Source organism: Flavobacterium sp. KH_001 (genome assembly GCF_057840745.1).
Genome location: NZ_CM174520.1, coordinates 4590269 through 4613033, shown reverse-complemented (window position 1 = coordinate 4613033; position 22765 = coordinate 4590269). Strand labels below are relative to the sequence as shown.

Annotated in this window: 10 protein-coding genes; 7 read left to right on the top strand and 3 right to left on the bottom strand. The window is 36.4% G+C overall.

The features are described 5' to 3' along the window. The first annotated feature begins 66 nt into the window (after positions 1–66). The 7 genes from AC3ITQ_RS19590 to AC3ITQ_RS19560 all read left to right on the top strand — a co-directional run bounded on the left by AC3ITQ_RS19590 (position 67) and on the right by AC3ITQ_RS19560 (position 17300). Positions 67–1248, top strand: coding sequence for a FecR family protein (locus AC3ITQ_RS19590; protein ID WP_489235814.1), 1182 nt, complete (start codon positions 67–69; stop codon positions 1246–1248). Between the two features lie 177 nt (positions 1249–1425). After that, the gene (locus tag AC3ITQ_RS19585; RefSeq protein WP_489235813.1) at positions 1426–4806 is read left to right on the top strand and encodes a TonB-dependent receptor; all 3381 of its coding nucleotides are present in this window, start codon (positions 1426–1428) and stop codon (positions 4804–4806) included. A gap of 27 nt (positions 4807–4833) precedes the next feature. After that, positions 4834–6441 (top strand): RagB/SusD family nutrient uptake outer membrane protein, encoded by a 1608-nt coding sequence (locus AC3ITQ_RS19580; RefSeq protein ID WP_489235812.1) that lies wholly within the window; start codon positions 4834–4836, stop codon positions 6439–6441. Between the two features lie 179 nt (positions 6442–6620). After that, on the top strand, positions 6621–10592 hold the full coding sequence (locus AC3ITQ_RS19575) for a beta-galactosidase (RefSeq protein WP_489235811.1): 3972 nt from the start codon (positions 6621–6623) through the stop codon (positions 10590–10592). A gap of 53 nt (positions 10593–10645) precedes the next feature. After that, complete coding sequence (locus AC3ITQ_RS19570; RefSeq protein WP_489235810.1) at positions 10646–12997, top strand: beta-galactosidase; 2352 nt, start codon at positions 10646–10648, stop codon at positions 12995–12997. A 37-nt stretch (positions 12998–13034) separates the two neighbouring features. Beyond that, positions 13035–16004: a glycoside hydrolase family 2 TIM barrel-domain containing protein gene (locus AC3ITQ_RS19565; protein WP_489235809.1), complete on the top strand. Its 2970-nt coding sequence runs from the start codon at positions 13035–13037 to the stop codon at positions 16002–16004. A 69-nt stretch (positions 16005–16073) separates the two neighbouring features. After that, positions 16074–17300 (top strand): purple acid phosphatase family protein, encoded by a 1227-nt coding sequence (locus tag AC3ITQ_RS19560; protein ID WP_489235808.1) that lies wholly within the window; start codon positions 16074–16076, stop codon positions 17298–17300. A gap of 89 nt (positions 17301–17389) precedes the next feature. Here AC3ITQ_RS19560 and AC3ITQ_RS19555 read toward each other — a convergent pair whose 3' ends face one another. From AC3ITQ_RS19555 to AC3ITQ_RS19545, 3 genes are read right to left on the bottom strand one after another with little or no spacing between them, the layout of a single operon-like run. Next, positions 17390–18337, bottom strand: a complete 948-nt coding sequence (locus AC3ITQ_RS19555; protein ID WP_489235807.1) for a DMT family transporter — start codon at positions 18335–18337, stop codon at positions 17390–17392. A gap of 1 nt (position 18338) precedes the next feature. Continuing rightward, on the bottom strand, positions 18339–19478 hold the full coding sequence (gene nagA / locus AC3ITQ_RS19550) for an N-acetylglucosamine-6-phosphate deacetylase (protein ID WP_489235806.1): 1140 nt from the start codon (positions 19476–19478) through the stop codon (positions 18339–18341). A gap of 11 nt (positions 19479–19489) precedes the next feature. Continuing rightward, positions 19490–22693 carry a LamG-like jellyroll fold domain-containing protein gene (locus tag AC3ITQ_RS19545; protein WP_489235805.1) on the bottom strand — a complete coding sequence of 1068 codons (3204 nt, stop codon included), beginning with the start codon at positions 22691–22693 and terminating at the stop codon, positions 19490–19492. Positions 22694–22765 lie beyond the last annotated feature (72 nt).

Below are 22765 nucleotides of genomic sequence, written 5' to 3'. Positions count from 1 at the left end.
TTTGGTATTGAATCCTCGTCTTTATAATTGGAGTCCTTTTTAGATCTCTACAAAATCATTTTATTTATGTATCAAGAAGAATTGTTTAAAGAACTTATGGAGCAGTTTGTCTCGGGAGAGATTACCCCTAAGGGAAAAGAAATGCTACTTTCAATGCTTGATGATCCAAAGTATTCACAAGAACTCAATACAATTCTCCGGGAAAATTATGATTCTGTAGAAATCTCTCAAGTGAGTCCTGAAGCCACAGGAAAATTTATAGAGGAGTTAAAAATTAAAATGGAGAAATCTTCTAAGACAGAGAATGAAGATCCTACTGTTTTTAATCTGTTGAATTGGAGAAAAATTGTAATTGCGGCAAGTGTACTTTTGGTAGTAGGACTTGGAAGTTATTATGTTTTTCAAAAAAACAATAGAATGTCAGTAGCAGTCGCGTCAAAAGAAACACATGATAAAAAGCCTGGTAAAACTGGGGCGATACTTACGTTGTCTAATGGCTCTAAGATAGTTTTGGATAGTGTAGGGAACGGTTTGTTGGCCAATCAGAACAATACAACTGTTTCAAAAAAGAATGGTGGGGTAGTGTATACCTCAGGTGCAAATGCCGAAGTGGTATACAATACCATGACTACACCAAGAGCGCATCAGTACAATCTGGAATTATCAGATGGTACAAAAGTATGGCTCAACGCTTCATCATCAATTACTTTTCCAACTTCTTTTGGTGAAAACGAAAGAAAAGTAAAGATAACAGGAGAGGTTTATTTTGAAGTAGCCAAAGATAAAACAAAGCCTTTTAGAGTTTTGGTAAATGATATGCAAGTCAATGTATTGGGGACTCATTTTAATGTAAATGCTTATCAGGATGAAGAGACAGTAAATACTACTCTTTTGGAAGGTAGCGTGTTAATAACCGAAAAAAGTAAAAAGATACTGTTGAAACCGGGACAACAGGCTATAAAACAAAAATCAGGAATTATTTCGGTAAACAATAATGTGAACATGGATATGGTAATGGGGTGGAAAAACGGTTTGTTTTATTTTGAAAATGCAAGCCTTGAAAAAGTTTTACGACAAGTGAGCCGCTGGTATGATGTGGATGTTGTTTTTGAAAAAGGGGTACCGTCAAGAGCATTTGAAGGAGAAATACAAAGAGATTTAAAGCTCTCGCAAGTATTAAAAATTTTAGAAAAGAATAAAGTTCATTTCAAAATCGAGGGAAAGATTTTAAGGGTAATGCCTGATTAGATTACAATGGGGAAACCCTATTTATAGCATATGTATTTATTGTCCATAAAAAAGCCAGCAGATGTTGGAAGCATTGCTGGCTAGGTTCTGAAAACAGAACAGTTATGGAAAAATAAATAGATAAACCAGCCAAGCAAGCATGGAGAATTTATTATTAACCAAAACCATTACGAAAGTATGAAATTATTACCAAAATCCCAGCCAAAGAATTATTGGCTGACATCAAAAACCTGGAAAGTTATGAAATTAACATCCATACTGGTTATTGCCCTTACTTTTCAAGTTTCGGCAGCAGTATCTTCACAAAACATTACTTTTTCAGGAAAGAATGTTGCGATTAAGAAAGTATTATCGGTCATAAAAAATCAGACAAATTATGTTTTTTTCTATGACGTTGAAGTCCTGAAAAATGTTAAACCCATTTCTCTTAATGTAGTAAATGCTCCAATTGAGAAAGTTTTAGAACAAACTTTTGCAGGCCAGCCTGTCACCTGGATTATCGAAGGAAAAACAATTTCGTTTGTTCCTAAAGTAGAGAAAATAAAAGAAGTACTCCCTTTGAAATCCGCAGAAAAGCAAGTTAAAGGAAAAGTAACTGATGAAGCTGGTCTACCTATTCCAGGAGCAAATGTTAGAGTAAAAAACGGAGTAGCATCGGTACAAACTGATATGGATGGTAGCTTTAGTATTTCTGTACCATCTTCTAATAGTATATTGATTATTTCCTTTATGGGAATGCAAACTCAGGAGGTAATAGTTTCAAGTGATTTTTTGCCTGTCGTTTTGATTGCACAAGGACAAAAATTAGACGAAGTTATGGTACAGGTTGCTTACGGAACTCAAAAGAAAAAGACACTGACAGGTGCACAAGCCTCTGTGAGTCAGAAAGCGCTTCAAGACAGACCAATTACTAGCTTAACGACTGGTTTGCAAGGGACTATGTCGGGAGTTACTGTTACCACTACAAATGGACAGCCTGGCAAAGATGGAGCCGCCATTAAAATACGTGGAATAGGAACCTTAAATAATAGTAATCCTTTGGTTGTTGTTGATGGAGTGATCGCTACCATGAGTGAAGTAAATCCTTCTGATGTTGAAAATGTAACGGTATTAAAAGATGCTGCTTCTTCTGCAATTTATGGTTCCAGAGCGGCAAATGGTGTAATTTTGGTTACAACCAAAAAAGGAAAAAAGGGAGGGGTTCAGGTTCATTTCGAATCCAATATGGGAGTTCAGAATTTGGGACCATTACCTGATTATTTACCTTCCTGGCAACAAGCAGAAATGTTTAACCAAGCCAAGTTAAATGAAGGGACTGCCATTGCAAACTTACCATGGAGTGCTGATAAAATCCAAAAATTAAAAGACGGTAGCGATCCATATAACTATCCTAATACTGATTGGCTGGATTTGTTTTATAAACGTGCAGCGATACAAACCAATCATTATCTTAGTATAGGCGGGGGAGACGGTAAATCACAGTACTCTTTCTCTATGGGGTATTTTGATCAAAATGGTAACGTAGACGGATTAAGAAGTCAAAAAGTATCAACCCGATTTAATATCAATACAAAAGTTAGTGATCGGTTCAGTATCAGCGGAAATATAGCTTACCAATATATGCCTACTGTGGAACCAATAAGTTCTTATGCACCTGGTTTTAGTTCGATGCTAAAGTTACTTAATCGTATTTCTAACACGGTAGTTAATCAATATCCAAATGGTCAATATGGCTATGTTGGGGATGGAAATCCAATGGCTTGGCTGGATTCAGGTTCTGAAAACAAGACCATAGCAAATACACTTACAGCAAATTTTGGTGCCGACTGGGAAATTGTGAAAAATTTGCATTTTAGACCAGCATTGCAATATCGTGGTACTTCGGGCCAAAGAAAGCAATTCATGGAAAAAATCGAATATTTTAGCCAGACAACAGGAGCTTTAACCAAAACCCAAGGACCTAATCAGTTGTATCAAACTTCAGATAAAAGTACTTATTATAACGTTCAGGCATTATTGGATTATAAATTGAACCTGGGAGAGAAACATCATCTTAGTTTCTTAGGAGGAGCAACCAAAGAGTATAGTCTTTATGAATTTATGTCGGCTTATCGTCAGGATTTCTTAAATAATGAGTTAACAGAAATAAATGCCGGACCTGCTGCAGGACAAAAAACAGAAGGATATTCTAATGATTGGGCTTTACTGGGATATTTTGCAAGATTCAATTACAATTACAATGAGCGTTATTTATTTGAAGCCAATTACAGATACGACGGCTCTTCTCGTTTTGCGGGAGATAATAAATGGGCAGCATTTCCTTCATTCTCTGCGGGATGGAATATTTCTAACGAGCAATTTTTTGAACCTATAAAGGAAGTAGTTAATTCATTGAAGTTTAGAGCTTCGTGGGGCCAATTAGGAAACCAACAAGCTAACTCTAGTGATCAACCAAACACTAATTACTATCCAACTTATGCAACTGTTGAATCTGGACAAAATTATTCTTTTAATCAGTCTTTAGCAGCTGGTATTGCACCAAATAATGGAGCCAATGCTAATGCAAAATGGGAAACTACCACAGCAACCGACTTCGGTTTGGATTTTTCTTTCCTTAATAATAAACTGTCATTTACAGTTGATTATTTTACTAAAATTACCGATGATATTTTGATGACTCTGCCGGTTGGTGAAGTATATGGTTTGAGTGCTCCGGTTGTAAATGCTGGGTCTGTGTCTAATAAAGGTTGGGAATTTTCCGGAAAGTACAATACCAATATTGGAGAAGTTAACCTTGATTTTGGTGCTAACCTTACTTATATTGACAATAAAATTACTGATTTGAAAGGTGTTGGCCCGATCGTTGGTTCCGGAAGTTCTACTTTCCAGGATGTAGGCTACCCAATTAATTCTCTTTACGGTTATAAAGCAGAGGGGATTTTCAGGAGCAAACAAGAGGTATTAGATCATGCCACGCAAGGTTCAAATACAGCTCCCGGAGATTTGAAATATACTGACATCAACAACGACGGTAAGATTGACTCTGGTGACAGAACGTATTTAGGCACCTATTTCCCTAAAACTACTTATGGATTTAACATAGGAGCAACTTATAAAACATTTGAAATCTCTGCATTTTTTCAAGGAGCAGCAGGTGTAAAAGCAAACGTATCGAACATGATTGGTCAAATTGGGGGGACAAGCTCTAAGCCTACCTCTGCATTTTTAGATAACTGGACTGTTGATAATCCAGATGCTTCTTTCCCAAGACTTTGGACATCTTATAAACAAAATGATCCGGAAAGCACTCCATCTTCTTTTTGGGTAAAAGATGCATCTTACTTACGTTTGAAAGCGCTAACAGTAGCCTTTAATTTTCCTGAGAGTTTAAATAAAAAGCTCGGTGTTGTTAATGCCAAGATTTATTACACAGGTCAAAATATTCTGACTTTCACTAAGTTCTATTCCTGGATAGATCCGGAAGTTGGTTCTTCGGCAAGTATTTATAGTTATCCGCAAGTGGTTACAAATTCAATTGGACTTACTATCAATTTTTAATTAAAGATCTTTTTATACAATATAGTTATGAAGAAAATATTTCTTTTTATAAGTTTTACGGCTATTCTTTTAGTAAGCTGTCAGGACGACTTTTTGGAGAGAGCTCCAAAGGATTCTTATAGCGATGCTTCATTATGGTCTTCAAAAGCCGATGCTATCGCGGCTTTAAATGGTTGTTATGCCGGATGGGAACTCGGGTCAACGATTATTGGTGATGATTGTTTTACAGACAACGGTTTTGATCAATTTGGCTGGGATGGATATGAACCGATGGCTTCCGGACTAATTAGTCCTGGTGATGAGTGGTTTCCAAATTTTTGGAATTACAAAACCATCCAAAGATGTAACTGGTTTCTAAGTAATGTTGACAAAACCCCTGTTTCTTCTTTGAGCGAAGATTTAAAAAACAGAATGAAATCTGAGGTTCGCTTTTTAAGAGCTTATCAATATTATAAGATGAGTGTTTATTATGGTGATGTTCCTTTGGTTTTAACCTCATTGACTCCGAGTGAATCGAATACCGTTACAAGAACTCCTAAAGCAGAAGTGATTGCGTTTATTACCAAAGAACTAAATGAAATTGCTCCTTTATTACCAGTTAGTTATCCAGCTTCAGATGCTGGGCGTATCACCAGGGGAGCAACACTTGGACTAAAAGCCAGAATTCAGCTAATCGAAGGGGATTATGCTGGAGCAGCTGCTACTAGTGAAGCCTTAATGGGAGCACCTTTTAATTATAGTTTGTTTGATAATTTTCAGGAGCTTTTCAGACCAATTAACCATGACAATCAAGAAACATTGCTTAATTGCCAGGCTCTAAAAGATCTTAATGCTGATTGGTACCCAATTGCGTACGCTCCTAAGTCACAGGGAGGATGGAGTTCTTATGCGCCAACTCAGGCACTGGTTGATACTTATGAAACCATTAATGGTAAAACAATTGCAGAAGATGCAACCTATGACCCATTACAACCTTATAAAAACAGAGATCCTCGTTTGGATATGAGTATTATAAGACCGGGATCTCTTTACATGGGGTCTTATTTTGACCCTTATCAAGGAGATGATGATTATAATTTGGTAGGAGATAATACATCACAAACAGGTTATAATCTAAAAAAGTACATCGCTAATCTTGATGATTATAGAGGAACTGATTATGGGACAGATATAGATAATATTGGTGGAGCTGTAATGGTAATTAGATATGCAGAGGTTTTATTAACTTATGCAGAGGCTAAAATTGAATTAAATCAAATTGACCAATCGGTATATGATGCTATCGATAAGATTAGAACCAGAGCTGGAATGCCAAATGTTGATAAAACAGTTTATAATAATCAAACAAAAATGCGTGAGTTAATACGCAGAGAAAGAAGAGTAGAGTTAGCGTTTGAAGGATTAAGATTTGTTGATACCAGACGTTGGAAAATCGCTGAGCAAGTGATGCCTGGAACGGTGAAAGGTATTTTAAAAGGGTCTGTTAATCCTGAAAACGGCGAGCTTACTTTGGAACCTAATACTGTAAAAGAAGTTACCATACGTGTCTTTACAAATCCTAAGCATTATTTGTTACCAATTAAACAGAAAGAAATTGATATCAATAAAAATCTAAAGCAAAACCCAGGTTATTAATGTTTATTGTGGTTTGATACCCTTGATTTTGGATTGGTTGAGAGAGGAGCTCAGGCTCCTCTTTTTTATTTACAGTTAATTTTTTTAAAATTATTTATCTCTTAAGGAATATAGGCAGTAAAAAAAATAAAAGTTAGGTAAATTAATTATCTACAGTTGTTTTAATGAATTTTAAACATATGAAAAAAGTACTCTTGTTATTGCTTTTCTTTTTTTTTGCAAAGGCAACAATACTTACAGCACAAATACAAACTACATCAAAAATATGGACTGCAGATAATAATGATGGCACCTATAAAAATCCATTGTTGTGGGGTGATTGGCCCGATCCGGATTTTATTCGTGTAGATGATGAGTTTTATTTTGTGTCTACAAGTATGCATTATGTTCCAGGGTGTCCTATTTTAAAATCGAATGATTTGGTAAATTGGGAGATGGCCGGTTATGCCGTGGATCAATATAATGAAGATTCTCGTTATAGTTTGCAAAATGGGGACCGATATCTCAGAGGCTCTTGGGCTGCCACCATTCGTCATCACAATGGATTATTTTATGTTGGATTTTGTACACCAAATTGGGATAAGGAAAAAGGCAATTTTTCAATTTGCACTGCCAAGGATATAAAAGGACCCTGGACGAGAACTATTTTTCCTGAATATTTATATGATCCGGGTTTGTTTTTTGATGATAACGGAAAAGTGTATGTGGCACATGGACAACAAAAACTCTATATAACCGAATTAAATGCTGATGCTTTATCGGTTAAAACACCTCAAAAAGAAATCTACAATAATAGTGATTATCCTTATTTAGAAGGATCACATATGTACAAAGTCAATGGTAAATATTATATCTTAGGTTCTACTGGAGGTACAAAAGGGCGACAGGTTTGTTTGAGATCAGATAATATTTATGGTCCTTATGAATCCAAGGTAATAATTAACGACGATCATACTTATCCGGGAAATGGTTTACATCAGGGTGGAATGGTACAGCTAAAAGATGGTTCCTGGTGGTTTATCATTATGCAGGATCGAGGGCCAATTGGTCGTACTCCTAATCTGGAACCCGTTACTTGGGTAGATGGATGGCCGATGTTGGGCGTAGATGGTAAAGGCGTGGAAAACTATAAAAAGCCTAATGTAGAAAAAGCATCCCCAATCACAGTTCCTGCAACTTCCGATGAATTCAATACTCCTACACTAGGCCTGCAATGGCAATGGAATCACAATCCTGATCATAAAAAATGGTCACTAAAAGAACGTAAAGGTTATATGCGTTTGAAAGCTTCTCAAGCCTCCAGACTTTATGAAGCCAGAAACACTTTGACACAAAGGGTACAAGGGCCCTATTCTACAGGTACTGTAGAAATGAATGTGAGTGGTATCAAGGACGGAAATGTAGCGGGCTTTGGTATTTTTCAAATGCCTTATGCGTACGTAGCTGTCCAACAAAAAGGGAAACAAAGAAACTTAGTGATGGTAAATAATGATACCATTATTGCTTCAACCCATTTTACTGGGAATACCATTTGGCTTAAAGCCAATGTCTCTCATAAAGACTATATTGCCACTTTCGAGTACAGTACAGATGGGAAAAAATTCCAATCCATTGGAAACACTTTAAAAATGGGTCTGGGTCTGGATTGGACTGCAAATCGTTTTGCTTTATTTAATTTTAGTACCACAAAAACGGGTATTAACGGATTCGCCGATTTTAACTGGTTTCACTTTGATAATGAAAATGCATTTGAGAGCAGTAAAAGCGAAGCATTAATCCCAAAAAAGTTCTCTAATCCAGAGCGTATTCGTTACGACGCAAAAGGAATGATCATTGAAGGAAAAGAATTTTTTACTTATAGCGCGGCTTTCCACTATTTCCGTTGTCCAAAAGAATTATGGAGAGATCGTTTTAAAAAAATAAAAGAAGCCGGATTCAATACCGTGGAGACCTATGTCCCATGGAATTGGCACGAACGTGATATGCCTGCTAATATTGATGATTACTCAAAATTTGACTTTACAGATTTGATGGCTTGGCTAAAAATGGCTCACGAAGAATTTGGTTTCTATACAATTGTTCGCCCCGGTCCTTTTATTTGTGCCGAGTGGTCGGGAGGAGGGTATCCGCAATGGCTGGCAAAATATACCCCTGGTAAAGAAGAATTTTGGTTAAGAAGTTCTGATCCTGAACATATCAAATGGTCCCAGCATTGGTACAAGGCTGTTTGTAAGGCTGTTGCTAACGAGCAGATCACAAAAAAGGCAAAAGGAGAAAAAGGTATTATTTTATTTCAAATTGAGAACGAATACAATCATGACGATTCTACCAATAAAGAAGTCTTACTTAAGGGCTTATATGAAGCTGTAAAAGAGAATGGTATCAATGTACCGATGTTTACCTGTTTAACAGAAGAATGTCGTAGCAGTAAAGATCCTGAGTTGTCGCAAGTTTTTGATAGTGATAATTATTACGTAGGTCTTAATGAAGCGCCAAGTTGTGCTATACGAATGGCCGATCTTAGAAACAAACAAAGTGATTCACCCGGATTTGTCACTGAACTTCAGGGAGGATGGTTTTCTTTGGTTAACGGGAGACTTAGCGAAGAAAATTATTCGGATGCCCGCCACTATAAGGCCATTACAATGATGAGTCTGTTAGGCGGAGCTTCAGGATTAAATGCTTATATGTTTTACGGAGGCACTCATTTTGATGGATGGGGTGCACGCGGAATGACTACTTCCTATGATTATAATGCGGCTATTAGAGAAAATGGAGCACTTAGCGCAAAGTATTATGTTTCCCAAAAAATTGGTGATTTTATAAAATTATATGGAACTAAGCTGATGCAATCCCAAGGAGGACCGTGCCAGCTAGATGTTGATGGAAAACCCGCACCTAAAAACCTTTTTGGAGGAGTACGTATTGCTCCTGATGGAACAAAATTCGTTTTTCTTCACAATATCGATGATAAAAATGCCATTTCAGGTAAAGTTACCTTATCACCCGGAAAGATCAGTAAAGACGATGAACCTCTTTATAACATCAACCAAAATGGCGAAAAAGTATTAATCCACACTAATAATGCTAACCTAAATGAAGCTGTTAGTATTCCTTCCTTTGACGTCGATTACCAATTAAACGATTTGGATGCCAAAGTTTTTGTAATTGCGCCAGGTAAAACGGCTTCTCAAGGGGAATGGTGGCCAAAAAACATTGAGAAGACAAAATCTGTTTCAGTTCCAAAAAGTATACGTGTCACTAAAGCAAAAGTGTTAGAGGATCCATTGGCAAAAGCAAAATGGCAACCTTTGAAGCCAGCAACAGCATTATCAGAAATTGGGGTTAACGATTTTAGATATTGTTATTACAAAGCCAATATTAAATTAACAGCTGCTCAGGCTGCAAGTCAAAACAAGTTGCTATTCAATATGTTTACTCGTGATATTGTTAATGCACAGATCAATGGGCAAATAGCCAAAAGAATAGCTCCTAATGAAGCTGATGCACAATCCTGGCCAACCCGAGACTGTTTTATTCGTATTGGATCAGATGTTTTTGACAACCAATTTGATACATCAGGTTTATTAAAAGAAGGAAATAATGAAATTGTAGTTGTTTACGAAAATTTGGGACATGCCCACGGTTATATGCCAATGGAAGAATTGGCAGGTATCAAAAGTGCCGGTTTATCTGATTCTACTTCTAAAATTAATTATCCGTTACAATGGGAAATCGCTAAAGATTTGGCAGGTATTACTGAAGGTTTCACCAAAGAAGAATTCAAGACTTCAAAATGGAAAAAAGTTAGCCTTGATAGTACTTCTGAAGTAGTAAGAAAGGCAAAGGGAGTGCTAACCAAGACAAATCCAACTGGTTTGGTAACCTGGTACAGCGTAGAGTTTGAACTTGGTCCAAATGTAAATCCAGAAACTACATGGCGTCTTTTGATAAATGCATCAGGAAATGGTTATATGTATCTGAACGGGCATAATATAGGCAGGCACTGGGAAGCTGGTCCACAGCGGGAATTTTATTTACCGGAGTGTTGGCTGCATTTTGAAAAAAACAAAAAGAATGTGCTGCTTCTTGGATTGCGCCAAACTGAAAATGGAGCTGTAATTAAGGGAATGGAAATAAAAGAGTATTAATTGAAATAGGTAGTTAATAGGTTTAAAAGAATATAAGATCAAAATAAAACAAAATGATGAAAAATTTAATTGCGCTTTTATCCTTGCTATTCATACAAATAGCATCATCTCAAAATCTTCCGAAGAGTCAATTGTCAACTGACCAGCCAACAGATTTTAAAATAGGAGTAAATGATTTTATGCTTAATGGAAAGCCATATGTGATTCGCTGTGGTGAAATGCATCTTGCAAGAATTCCCAGAGAATATTGGGAGCACCGTTTGAAAATGGCAAAAGCAATGGGACTCAACACCGTTTGTGCTTATTTGTTTTGGAATGTGCATGAACCTGAACCAGGCAAATTCAATTGGGATGGAATGGCCGATGCAGCAGCGTTTTGTAAGCTGGCACAAAAGCAAGGGTTATATGTTATTTTGCGCCCGGGTCCATATGCTTGTGCAGAATGGGATTTTGGAGGTTTTCCATGGTGGTTACTTAAAAAGAAAGATATCAAACTCCGTACGCAAGATCCTTATTATTTAGAGCGTTGCCGTTTGTATTTAAAAGAAGTTGGTAGGGTTTTAGCACCACATCAGATCGATAAAGGAGGAAACATTATTATGACTCAGGTAGAGAATGAGTATGGTTCTTACGGAAATGACAAAGAATATTTAGGAAAAATAAGAGATTTTCTAAAAGAAGCTGGTTTTACAGTACCACTCTTTACTTGTGATGGTCCATCACAATTAAAAAGCGATGTAAGAGATGATATTTTCAGTGTTGTAAATTTTGGAGGAAATCCGGAGTCGGCTTTTAAATCCTTAAGAGAAATTCGTCCTACAGGCCCTTTAATGTGTGGAGAATATTATCCGGGCTGGTTTGATTCCTGGGGAACCAAGCACCATACAGGTTCCGTAGATAATGTGGTCAAAGAGATAAAATATATGCTGGATAACAAAGCGTCTTTTAGTATATACATGGCGCACGGCGGTACTACTTTTGGCATGTGGACAGGTGCTAATAGTCCTCCTTATTTACCACAAACCTCAAGTTATGATTATGACGCGCCGATTAGCGAAGCAGGTTGGGATACTGAAAAATTCTACGCGTTACGCAAGCTCTTCTCAGGATATTTGCAGCAAGGAGAAACATTACCTGATGTGCCTGCACGAAACAAAGTGATCAAAATACCAGAATTTGCAACAACAGAAATTGCTCCTTTATTTTCAAATCTTCCTGATTTTATACAGGATAAAGTTCCTCAAAATATGGAACAATATAATCAGGGATACGGAAGCATATTGTACAGAACCACATTAGAAGGAGGAAAAGCAACCACACTAAGTATAAAAGAAGTACACGATTTTGCTTTGATTTTTATCGATGGAAAAAAAATAGCAACTCTGGACAGAAGAAAAGAAGAAAACAGCTGTAAAATACCCGCTACTAAGAAGGGAGCAGTTTTGGATATTTTGATTGAAGCTACCGGTCGCGTAAATTATGGTGGCGACCTGCATGATCGAAAAGGAATTACAGAAAAAGTATTTTTAAAAGGAGAAGACGGAAAAATCACGGATTTATACAACTGGAAAGTATTTCCAATTGCATTAAGTAATGACGAGACTCCAAAATACTTAAAATTTAAAACAGGAAATACTACAATGCCAGCCTTTCACAAAGGAAATTTTATTCTGGAGGAAACAGGAGATACCTTTCTTGATGTAAGTACCTGGGGTAAAGGTTTAGTGTGGATTAATGGACATTGTCTGGGAAGATTTTGGAATATTGGCCCAACACAGTCAATGTATGTTTGTGGACCCTGGTTAAAAAAAGGAAATAATGAAGTGATCGTTTTAGATTATGTAGGACCGTCAAAGAATGTCTTATCCGGGATGGAACTTCCAATATTAGATGCCTTAGATCCTTCTCTTGTCATGACAAAGCATAAAAAAGAAAATCAAAAATTGCAGATGAATGCGATGACTCCTGTATTTAAAGGACAAGCGAAAGCGTCAATTGAATGGCAGGAAGTAAAATTTAAAAATACAAAGGGACGTTATTTCTGCCTGGAGGCACTAAATGGGCATCAGGATAAACGCCCGTATGCGAGCTTAGCAGAATTATATCTTTTGGATCAAAATGGTAAAGAAATTCCGCGCACCAAATGGAAAATAGTATATGCCGATAGTGAAGAAGTTGATAGTGGAGATGGAAGGTCAGATAACATATTTGATTTACAAAGCACTACGTATTGGCACACACAATATTCAGAAACCAGTGATGATTTTCCTCATCAGATCGTAATTGATTTGGGAAGTATTAAGAATATAGGCGGAATGAAATTTCTTCCCCGACAAGATTCCCCTAATGGACGGATAAAAGACTATCAGGTCTACATTAGCAACGATCTTTTTCCAGGGATATAGTGTGAGAATTATTTAATTATAAAAATTAAAAAACATCATGTTAAAAATCACGCGATATTTAGTTGTGTTTACTATGCTTTTCTTACTGATTAACGCAGCAGGATTTGCTCAAAAAACGGCTTTCCATAAAACGGTCAAATCTGAAGAAAATTCCCGAATAAATTTAAATTTAAACAGCAATTGGGCTTTTTTTAGAGGTGATATCAAGGATGCCGAAAAAATAGATTTTCAGGATAAAAATTGGCTAGGAGTCTCTATTCCGCATACCATGCGTTTGGAAACCAAACACTGTGGAGGTGGTGCTATTTTTCAGGGAATAGGCTGGTACCGAAAATATTTTAAAATAGAGAAACCGGCTTCCCAAAAAAGAATTACCCTCAATTTTGATGGCGTTCAAAAAAACTGCGATGTGTATCTCAATGGCGAAAAGTTAACTACACATTACGGAGGCTATATTGGGTTTGTGATTGATATTACAGATAAAGTTAAGTTTAACGAAAACAATGTATTGGCAGTAAGGGTTTCCAGTCTGGATGATCCTCTAACACCTCCGGGAAGGCCGCAGTCTAAACTAGATTTTTATTATTATGGGGGAATTTACAGAAATGTATCTCTCACGATAACCAATACATTATATATTTCAGATCCTTTAGAAGCTAATAAAATTGCAGGAGGTGGTTTGTTTGTCACTTTTCCCAAAGTCAGCAAAGCAGTAGCCGAAATTCAGGTAAAAACGCATGTTGTTAACCAAAGTAAAGCAGTGGTTAAGACTATCGTAGTTAACAGTATCAGAAACAAAGAAGGTATTGAAGTGGCCCATTCACGTTCTAACGAAATGGTAAGGGAGGATAAAGAATTTGTACAAAAACTGGTTGTAACTAAACCAAAATTATGGCATCCTGACCATCCTTACCTGTATGATTTGGTTACCCAAATTTACAACAATACACAACTGACAGATCAAAAAACGACTCCAATAGGAATTCGGTCAATAGCTTTTAAATCCCCAACAGGAAAAACGGATGGTTTTTACATTAATGGAGAAAAATTGTATCTCAGAGGAGCAAATCGACACCAATGCTATCAAAATATTGGAGATGCAGCTCCTGCTTCTATGCAGTATCGTGATGCGCTTCAATTAAAAAAAGGAGGTTTTAATTCCGTTAGAGCTTCTCATTATCCGCAATCACCAGATTTTTTAGATGCTTGTGATAAAATCGGATTGTTGGTAATTGAATGCGAACCAAGTTGGCAATTTTATAATGAAGATGCAGTTTTTATAACCCGTACACAAGATAACGTACGAGAAATGATCAGACGCGATCGCAATCGCCCGTGTATCTTTCTTTGGGAAACTTCGCTAAATGAATCTCCAACTCCAGATTATTGGGCAAAAGACATCGTAGCAATTGCACATCAGGAAATGCCAAACAATCAAATGTTTACTGCTGATGATTTTTTTGCGAAAGGAAAAAAATACTATGACGTAAGTTACAAGGTAATTAATGAAAATGCAACAGATCCTATGCCCGAGATGCCATCGCTTACGCGTGAATGGGGAGATACATGGATTGCAGATCCAGCTAAGGAAGATGGACTTAGAGCTTCAAGAATTTATACTGAAAAAGGACTAATTAACCAATGTCTGCTCAGGCAAAATGCTCTTAATGGAACAATGCTCGAAGAAGAAGGCGGCTATTGGGATCATGCAAGACTTGATGCAAATCCACGAATTGGAGGATATTTTCTTTGGAGTTTTAATGATGTTGCCCGAGGAACTGACATGACAACTGCCTTTTGTGGTGTGGTAGATATTGACCGCTACGAGAAGTTTGGCTATTACCAGCTTCAATCGATGCAGGATGCCAGAAATCCAACTTACGGTCCTATGGTTTTCATAGCAAGTTATAATAACCGTGCTGATCTGGACAAGGATATTGTGGTTTTCTCCAATTGTGATAAAGTAAGGCTGTATCGTAATAGTATTTTTATCAAAGAAATTACAAGAGAAGAGAATGCAAAAAGTGCCCCATTTGTAGCAGGTAAAGGAGGCAGCCCATATTTTCTTTTCAAGACTGACCATTATCAAAAAGGAGAACTAAAGGCTCAGGGTATTCTTAACGGAAAAGTAGTATCTACCCACATCGTAAAAACTCCTGAAGCACCAGATCATCTTGAAATAGAATGGGCTACTAAAGGGGTTAATCCAATAGCCGATAGTTCGGATATAATTCCTTTTTATGTTAAAGTATGTGATAAGAACGGAACAGTTATTTCAAATGTAAACCCTATGGAATCCTTTGAAATTAACCTAAAGGTTTCCGGAAATGGAAAATTAATAGGTGCTAATGATTCTCGTATCAGCATTGCTCATCAACAAACAGAAAGCGGTATTGGATACGGAATGATTCGCACCTCATTAAAAGAAGGAAGAATTGAAGTAACTGCCAGTTGTACAGGATTGAAATCTGCACAGAGTGCAATAAATACATTGCCTTTTACAGGAACCTTTGCAACAGACGGTCAGCACGCTAACTGGATAGCCGAATCCGATTCGACTCAAATTAATACAGAAGATTTGGTATCTCAGGGAGTGGTACTTCCATCAGAATTAAAAGTTACAACAGCAAAAATATTAGTGACTCCAAAAGAGCAGAGCAAAGGCATTGAAAATCTACTCGATGGTAATACTGCAACGGTTTGGGCTGCTAGCAATAGTTCACAGCCAGTAGAACTAATAATAGACCTTGGAAAACAATATAATCTGCAAGGAAGCCGATTTATATGGGGAAAAGACAGCGACTGGTATACCTATAGTGTAGCTATTTCTGAAAACGGAACCGATTGGACTAATGTAATCCAGCAAAGAAAAACATCAGGACAGGATTACAAACCTGTATTGCACGAGTCTGTGAAAGGGAAATTTATTAAAATTATAATAGAAGATGTGCAACCGGAGAATAGTAAAGTTGCCATAAAGGACATTGTCTTTTTTGGCAAAGAATAGGATAACTACATTAACCATTTACGAATATTAAAGATAATTGCAATTACTTAATTGAAACCATGTAAATCTATGAAAGCAAATAATACACGTCGTTCTTTTCTAACTAAATCCATTGCAGGAGTAACTGGAGCTATGGCAGCAAGTGCAATACCTTTATCTGCTTTTGCAAACACGACAGACGCAGTTGTTTCCTCCGCAGAAGGATCTCATACTTTTTTGACTAAGCCTTATTTACAAGCACCAGGAGTAGACAGTATGACCATTATGTGGCTAACAAATTTAAAATGTTTGAATTGGGTAGAATTTGGTGAAACTGAAAAATTAGGCAAAAAAGCACAACAAGTTATAAACGGAATGCTCAATACTCATTCTAAGATAAATTGTGTAGAATTAAAAGATCTTAAACCGAATACACGATATTTTTATAAAGTTTTTTCAAAACAAATTATAAAGTTTCAACCCTATAAAATGACTTTTGGAGAAATTATCACAAGTGAAACCTATTCTTTTACAACGTTGGATCCTAAGGCCGAAAAAGTCACCTGGTTAGTTTTAAATGATTTGCATGATCGACCGGAATCATTTGGAGAATTGATGGCTATCAATCAGAACAAACCGTATGACTTTGTTTTTTTAAACGGAGATATGTTTGATTATCAAATTGATGAAACTCAGGTTGTCAATCATTTGCTGAACCCTTGCAGTATATTTTCAACTGAAAAGCCTTTTTTATATGTTAGAGGTAACCATGAAACCAGAGGAGAATTCTCAAGGAATCTTTATGATTATTATTATAATTATGATAACAGAGAATATTACTCTTTTCAGATTGGACCCGTTTTTACAATGGTTTTAGATACTGGTGAAGACAAAGAAGATTCACATCCTGTTTATGGCGGAGCAGTTGATTTTGATCATTATAGAGAAGAACAAGCGATTTGGTTAGAGAGCCAAATGAAAAGTAAAGCTTTTAAGAAAGCACCTTTTCGTGTGGTGATGATGCATATCCCACATTTTCATTCTGATGATGCGCATGGGACTCTGCATTGCAGACAACTTTTTCAGCCTTTATTCGAAAAGTATAAAATAGATTTATTTATAGCGGGACATACGCACGAATATGGATTGTATGCCCCTAATGAGGAGCATTCGTATCATTTTGCTATTGGAGGAGGTCCTGAAACAGGAACAAGAACCTTGACCAGAGTTGAGGCTACTTCAAAAAAAATGAATTTAACCATGTTCAAAGATAATGGTACAGAAATCGGTCAGTTTAATTTGGATTCGAAAAGATAAACCGATCTAAAGAGTGGTGATATATTTGAAAAACAGATTTTTTATCAAAGTGAGATAATAATAAAATTAACGATAAAGAAAAAGCAAACTTATGAAGAGTACCTTTTGGTCATATTAATTTTGTTTGGTTTAGTTTTTTTAGAAGTAAGGCTTGTATATAAACCAATTATTACGAAAAGAACACCAAATAAGGTATATAAAGTTAATGGCTCCTGTACGATAAAATAGGCAATTATAAAACCGAAAATAGGACAGAGAAAAAGCCAGTAAGAAGCTTTTATTGGATTAATTTTTAATAAATAAAGCCAAAACTGAACGGCACCAATAGAAACTGCAATTGCCAGCCAGGTAGTAGAAAACCAAAAATCACTGTCAAAAGTGTTTTTATTTGTCTGATAGGTTAGAAATAAAACTGGAAGCAGAAATATAGCTCCAATAATGGTTTGCCACCCATTGATTGTAAGAATATGTAATCCGCTCCAGTTTTGTTTTGAATAATAAATGGTTCCTAGTGAATAAGCAATCATACTCATTACCAAAATAAGTATGCCAGAGGGAGTTGCAAAGCTGCTTTGTAGTAAAGGATAGGCAGCTAAAAAAACACCTATAAAACAAAGAATCAAACTAAGTATGTTTTTGAATTTGATTTTATGGGATAACCAAATCGCCGAGATCAAAACAATAAAAACAGGATTAGTTGCAACAGCAAGACTCCCCAAACCGGCAGATACTTTTTGCATAGCAACGACATACAAACCCAAATAAAAAGTAATGTTGAACAAACCATAAATACTGATTTGAATCCATTCTTTTTTCTGCGGTAATCGTTTTGCCATTACAATATGTGAAATAAAAAGCATAATGCTCCCGGCTATTAAAAATCTGAAAATAGAAATCACAAAAGGCTGAGCAGAGTGCAATCCGATTTTGGTTGCAGTCGAGGCAGAGGCCCACAAAAAGGAAAATAATATTCCGGCAAAAATGATTTTAAATTCTTTAATTTTATTGGTAATCGGGAGCATTTTTTCTTTGATCATTTTAGGAAATAGTTGTTGTAGTTTTTGAAAAAATTAATGTTTCTATTTCAGATAAATCATCATTAAACTGAACAAAACTTGCCGGAAATCCAGTTTTTATTTTTCCGAATTTATCTTCTAAACCAATTGCACTCGCTACGTGAGAAGTTGCCATTTTTATAGCTTCATCAGCCGAAACATTCAAGTGGTTAAATGCATTTTGAACTGCTTCTGCCATTGAGATTGTAGCTCCTGCCAAATTCCCATCTTCATTTCTATAAAAGCCATTTTCTAAATGGGCGTCAAAATTATCCCATTTAAAGTTTTCTACTTTTCGTCCTAAAAAGGTAGCATCACTAATTAAAAAGAATTTATCCTGCTTTAGCTTATGAGCTACTTTTGCAGCTGCATAATCACAATGAGCACCATCTAAAATAACAGGAGCATAAACATTTTCATTTTCAAAAACGGCACCAACTAAACCAGGTTCACGATGACCAAATTGTGTCATTGCATTGAATAAATGAGTCACCAGTTTTATTCCTTTAGAAAAATAATGCTGTGCTTCTTTATGCGTAACAGTCGAATGTCCAATCGATATTTGAATACCACTTTCAAGCAGCATTTTCAGTTGTTCTTCTGTAAAACATTCAGGAGCAATTGTGATGACTTTAATAACTTCTTTTCCAAGTTTAATAATTTCTTCAAGCTCTTCATTCGTTGGTTTTCGAACTTGATCAATACTATGTGCACCACGTTTCAACGGATTCAAAAAAGGCCCTTCCAAATGCATTCCAATTACGCCGTTGTCATGTTTTTTCATGTATTGACGAACAGCTTCAATTCCTTTAAGAATCGTTTCATTAGATGATGAAATTAAACAAGGAAGTACATGAGTTGTTCCATATTTTAAACTCGCATCATAAATATCCTGAATCGCTTCTTCGGTAGGAGTCTGACTAAAATAAAGTCTTTCTCCACCATTAATCTGAATATCAATAAAGCCTGCTGCAATATGTTTTCCGTGTAAATCGATCGTTTCAATATCATTTGGAACCTCTTTTTGAACAGAAAGAATACTTCCATTTTCAATTATAATGACTCCGTTATTAATTATTTCTTTACCAGTATGCACGGTCGCGTTGATAATCGCCTTTTTCATTTTTTGCAATTTTATTTCTTTATTATTTTACTGCTAATTGTAGTATTTGAATCGTTTATGTTTAGCAGATAAATTCCTTTAGCCTGATCTCCCAATGAAAAAAAGATTTCCTTTTCATTCGAGTTCAGGGTTTCTTTTCGGATTATTTTACCTGAAAGATCAAATATTTTTATGTTTACTTTGCCTTTCGCATTGTTAAGTCTAATTCTAATTAAATCTTCAACAGGATTTGGATTTAGATCAATACTGAAGTTTTGTTCTTCATTACTTTCGGTAATTTTTTTCTTTTTAGCAGAAAAACTATTTTCTAAAGGAACAAAAGTGTCAGTTCCATTCGTTAACCAATTTAAACTGAAACGAACAAAATACATTTGGTAGGTCGAACTTTCACCATTTTCATAATAGATACCAATAGTTCCGTCTGACAATACTGTAAGACTGGAATAAGCTGAAGCTCCGGCAAAAATAGTTTTTGGTGCACTCCAAGTAGTTCCCTCATCAGTACTCATTTGAACGCTGACATTTTTTCGACTGTTTGAAAACGGAATTGAATGCAGCAAACGATTTTTATCATAGCCATCAAGGGTAGAAGTGTAGCGTATAAAATCGCCGTCACAGTTAGGATCAGTTATGCTGGATTGGTTATATGCAGTTCCCCAACTAGCCCCTTTGTTGGTAGAAATATTAAAACGACGTGTACCTGAATTACGAATACTCATCATAATATTACCATTGTTCAATTCAACAACTTTAGCTTCATCTCCATCTAATTCTGCTCTTCCTGTGGATGCTGTCCAGGTAATCCCGTGATCAGCACTTGTGATCATGTAATTATTAATATGTTCAACACCTGATACATTTTCTCTTACCGCAATGGCAGCAACAATTTTTCCATCTCTTAATTGATGTGCTCTTCCTGAAGCTACGAATAGGCCTTTCCAATTTGGATTTGGACCATAAATCTGGCTTGTAATATCAACTGGAGTTCCCCAAGTTATTCCATTATCAGTGCTGTGAATGACTAAAACTTTAGCTGGAGCTGCATTTGTAGAAGCGAAAAAACCTTTTTCGGCAGAAACCAGACATAATAATTCTCCAGTAGTTTTATCTAAAACTAAAGCGGCATCGCCCGCCCCGGTTGCAGCTCCAAAATTGGCAATAGTTAATGGTGCCGACCAGGTTTTACCGTTATCTGTGCTGCGACGGACTACCGGATCAATTTTAGCAGCTAAATCCCCTGCACCGTTCCATCTCTTATCTGTTACAGTTACTAATGAACCATCGGCTGCAGTAATAATTGCCGGAATACGATAATTTGAAGATCCCGCATCTCCAGGAGTAAATAAAAGTGTATTGGCTAATAATATAACACGATTTCCGGTAACTGTATTTGAAGTTGTATTGTAAGTAATTGCGTTTGCTATTATTGATTCGCAAGTCGCATCTAATAAATTTCCTTCGATTGCCGTATTTGAAACATCATAGGTTATCCAAAAATAATTATCTCCTGAAGTTAAAACTTGTGATCCATTAACAGTTAAATTTCCGCCTGACGGAGCTATATTCCCAAACAAAGTAGCCGTCGAAGCATTGAAAATTGAAGCAGCTCCACTAGTGTAAATTTTAATATTCGTAACATCAGAAATATTCGTAGTTCCTGTCATCGTAAATTTTAAAGCACTTACCGTAAGTGGATTTATAGTACCACTTACCGAGGCTTTCACAGCGATAATTCGTTGGTTTAAATCACCAATTCCAGTTGGTAATTCGGTTTGAACTAAGGATACTGAATTGATTTGCATTTCATTTGTCTGTGCAATTACTGCGGCACCATTATTTAATATAGCCGGATGATTATGACCAGAAATATCCGGAACGGTTGTCCCGCTTACATTTTCAAAATCCCAGGCTGCAATTAAATTGGTTTCTGTTCCCGTAATTGTTGCTGTTTTATCGGTAAGAATTTCTGTTGCCGTCATGGCTTTATTCCAAAATCGAATATCATCTATTTGGGCGTTCATATAAGAAGCAAAATTACTTAGTGTTCCAAAAAATAAATCACCTGTGTTAGAAACAGTATTTGTACCGCCAATATTGGTTGTAGTTTTTGTTTGTTGCAAAACACCATCCACATAAATCTTGCAACTTGTAGAGGTAACATCTACTACCATTGCCAAATGATGCCAAATGTTGTTTGCTATATTTGATGTTCCGTAAGGAGGCCCTGCAGCACCCGCACTCGTTGTTAGATTAACTCCGAATTGCCCTCCGCCAGAAGAGGAGTTATTAATAAATTCATATCCAATTCCTGAGCCATTTGGGCGTTTACTGAGGATACGTTTTGAAAAATCTGTTGTTTTGATTTTGCAGGTTATCGTCAAATTTTGACCAGCTGCTACATTAAAATCAGCATGATTTGCAACAGACATATAATCATTTACGCCATCTAATGATAGAATCATTGGAAAAGCATTTGAAGTGGTAGGAGATCCGACTAAAGTTCCAGGATGGTTATTTCCGGAAACATCAGGAACTGAAGTACCACTTATGTTTTCAAAATTCCAGGCAGCTAAAAGATCTGTTGCTGCTGCATTTACAATTGCCGTCATATCAGCCTGCAATTGTGTCGCTGTCATGGCTTTATTCCAAATGCGAACATTATCGATCTGACCCGTCCATTTGTAACTATTACCAGAATCTGAAGTCGCTCCCACAATAAAATTTAAAGCATTTGAGAAATCAGAAGTAACAGAGGTAAAAGTTTTGCCTGTATTAGCTAAAACGCCGTCAACATAACCGTACATTGTTCTGTTGCTTGATGCATCAATTACTAACGCAATGTGATGCCAGGTTCCGTCAGCAATAGAGTTTGCAGAATATCCTGCAGAACTAATATTATTGGGAGTTCCGGTACCACTCATGTTCATGGCAAATTTTCCTGCGTTTGAGCCATTACCTGTCCAGAATTCATATCCGTTTCCTGAAGCTCCGTTTCTTTTGGCAAAAATTCGTGGTGTACCTGTAGCAGTTGTCGTTTTTATCCAACAGGTTATCGTTTTATTTTGACCGGAGCCAAAGTCTAAATCCGCATGGTCTGTTACCGTCATAAAAGTAGATATTCCATCAAGGTTTAAAACCTTACCGCTTTGTGCTTTTATACTGTCACCATATAAACACATAAAACACGAACAAAATAAGAGTAATAAATTTTTCATAATTTGATATTTGGTTAAAATTGGTTAATAAGCATAAAATTTTAAGCAAATGGAATCGGGTAACAGACAATT

Bases quoted from the DNA above. Each gene is read 5' to 3' on its own strand.
- AC3ITQ_RS19590 (WP_489235814.1), top strand. From the start codon at position 67: ATGTATCAAGAAGAATTGTTTAAAGAACTTATGGAGCAGTTTGTCTCG.
- AC3ITQ_RS19585 (WP_489235813.1), top strand. From the start codon at position 1,426: ATGAAATTATTACCAAAATCCCAGCCAAAGAATTATTGGCTGACATCA.
- AC3ITQ_RS19580 (WP_489235812.1), top strand. From the start codon at position 4,834: ATGAAGAAAATATTTCTTTTTATAAGTTTTACGGCTATTCTTTTAGTA.
- AC3ITQ_RS19575 (WP_489235811.1), top strand. From the start codon at position 6,621: ATGAAAAAAGTACTCTTGTTATTGCTTTTCTTTTTTTTTGCAAAGGCA.
- AC3ITQ_RS19570 (WP_489235810.1), top strand. From the start codon at position 10,646: ATGATGAAAAATTTAATTGCGCTTTTATCCTTGCTATTCATACAAATA.
- AC3ITQ_RS19565 (WP_489235809.1), top strand. From the start codon at position 13,035: ATGTTAAAAATCACGCGATATTTAGTTGTGTTTACTATGCTTTTCTTA.
- AC3ITQ_RS19560 (WP_489235808.1), top strand. From the start codon at position 16,074: ATGAAAGCAAATAATACACGTCGTTCTTTTCTAACTAAATCCATTGCA.
- AC3ITQ_RS19555 (WP_489235807.1), bottom strand. From the start codon at position 18,337: ATGATCAAAGAAAAAATGCTCCCGATTACCAATAAAATTAAAGAATTT.
- nagA (WP_489235806.1), bottom strand. From the start codon at position 19,478: ATGAAAAAGGCGATTATCAACGCGACCGTGCATACTGGTAAAGAAATA.
- AC3ITQ_RS19545 (WP_489235805.1), bottom strand. From the start codon at position 22,693: ATGAAAAATTTATTACTCTTATTTTGTTCGTGTTTTATGTGTTTATAT.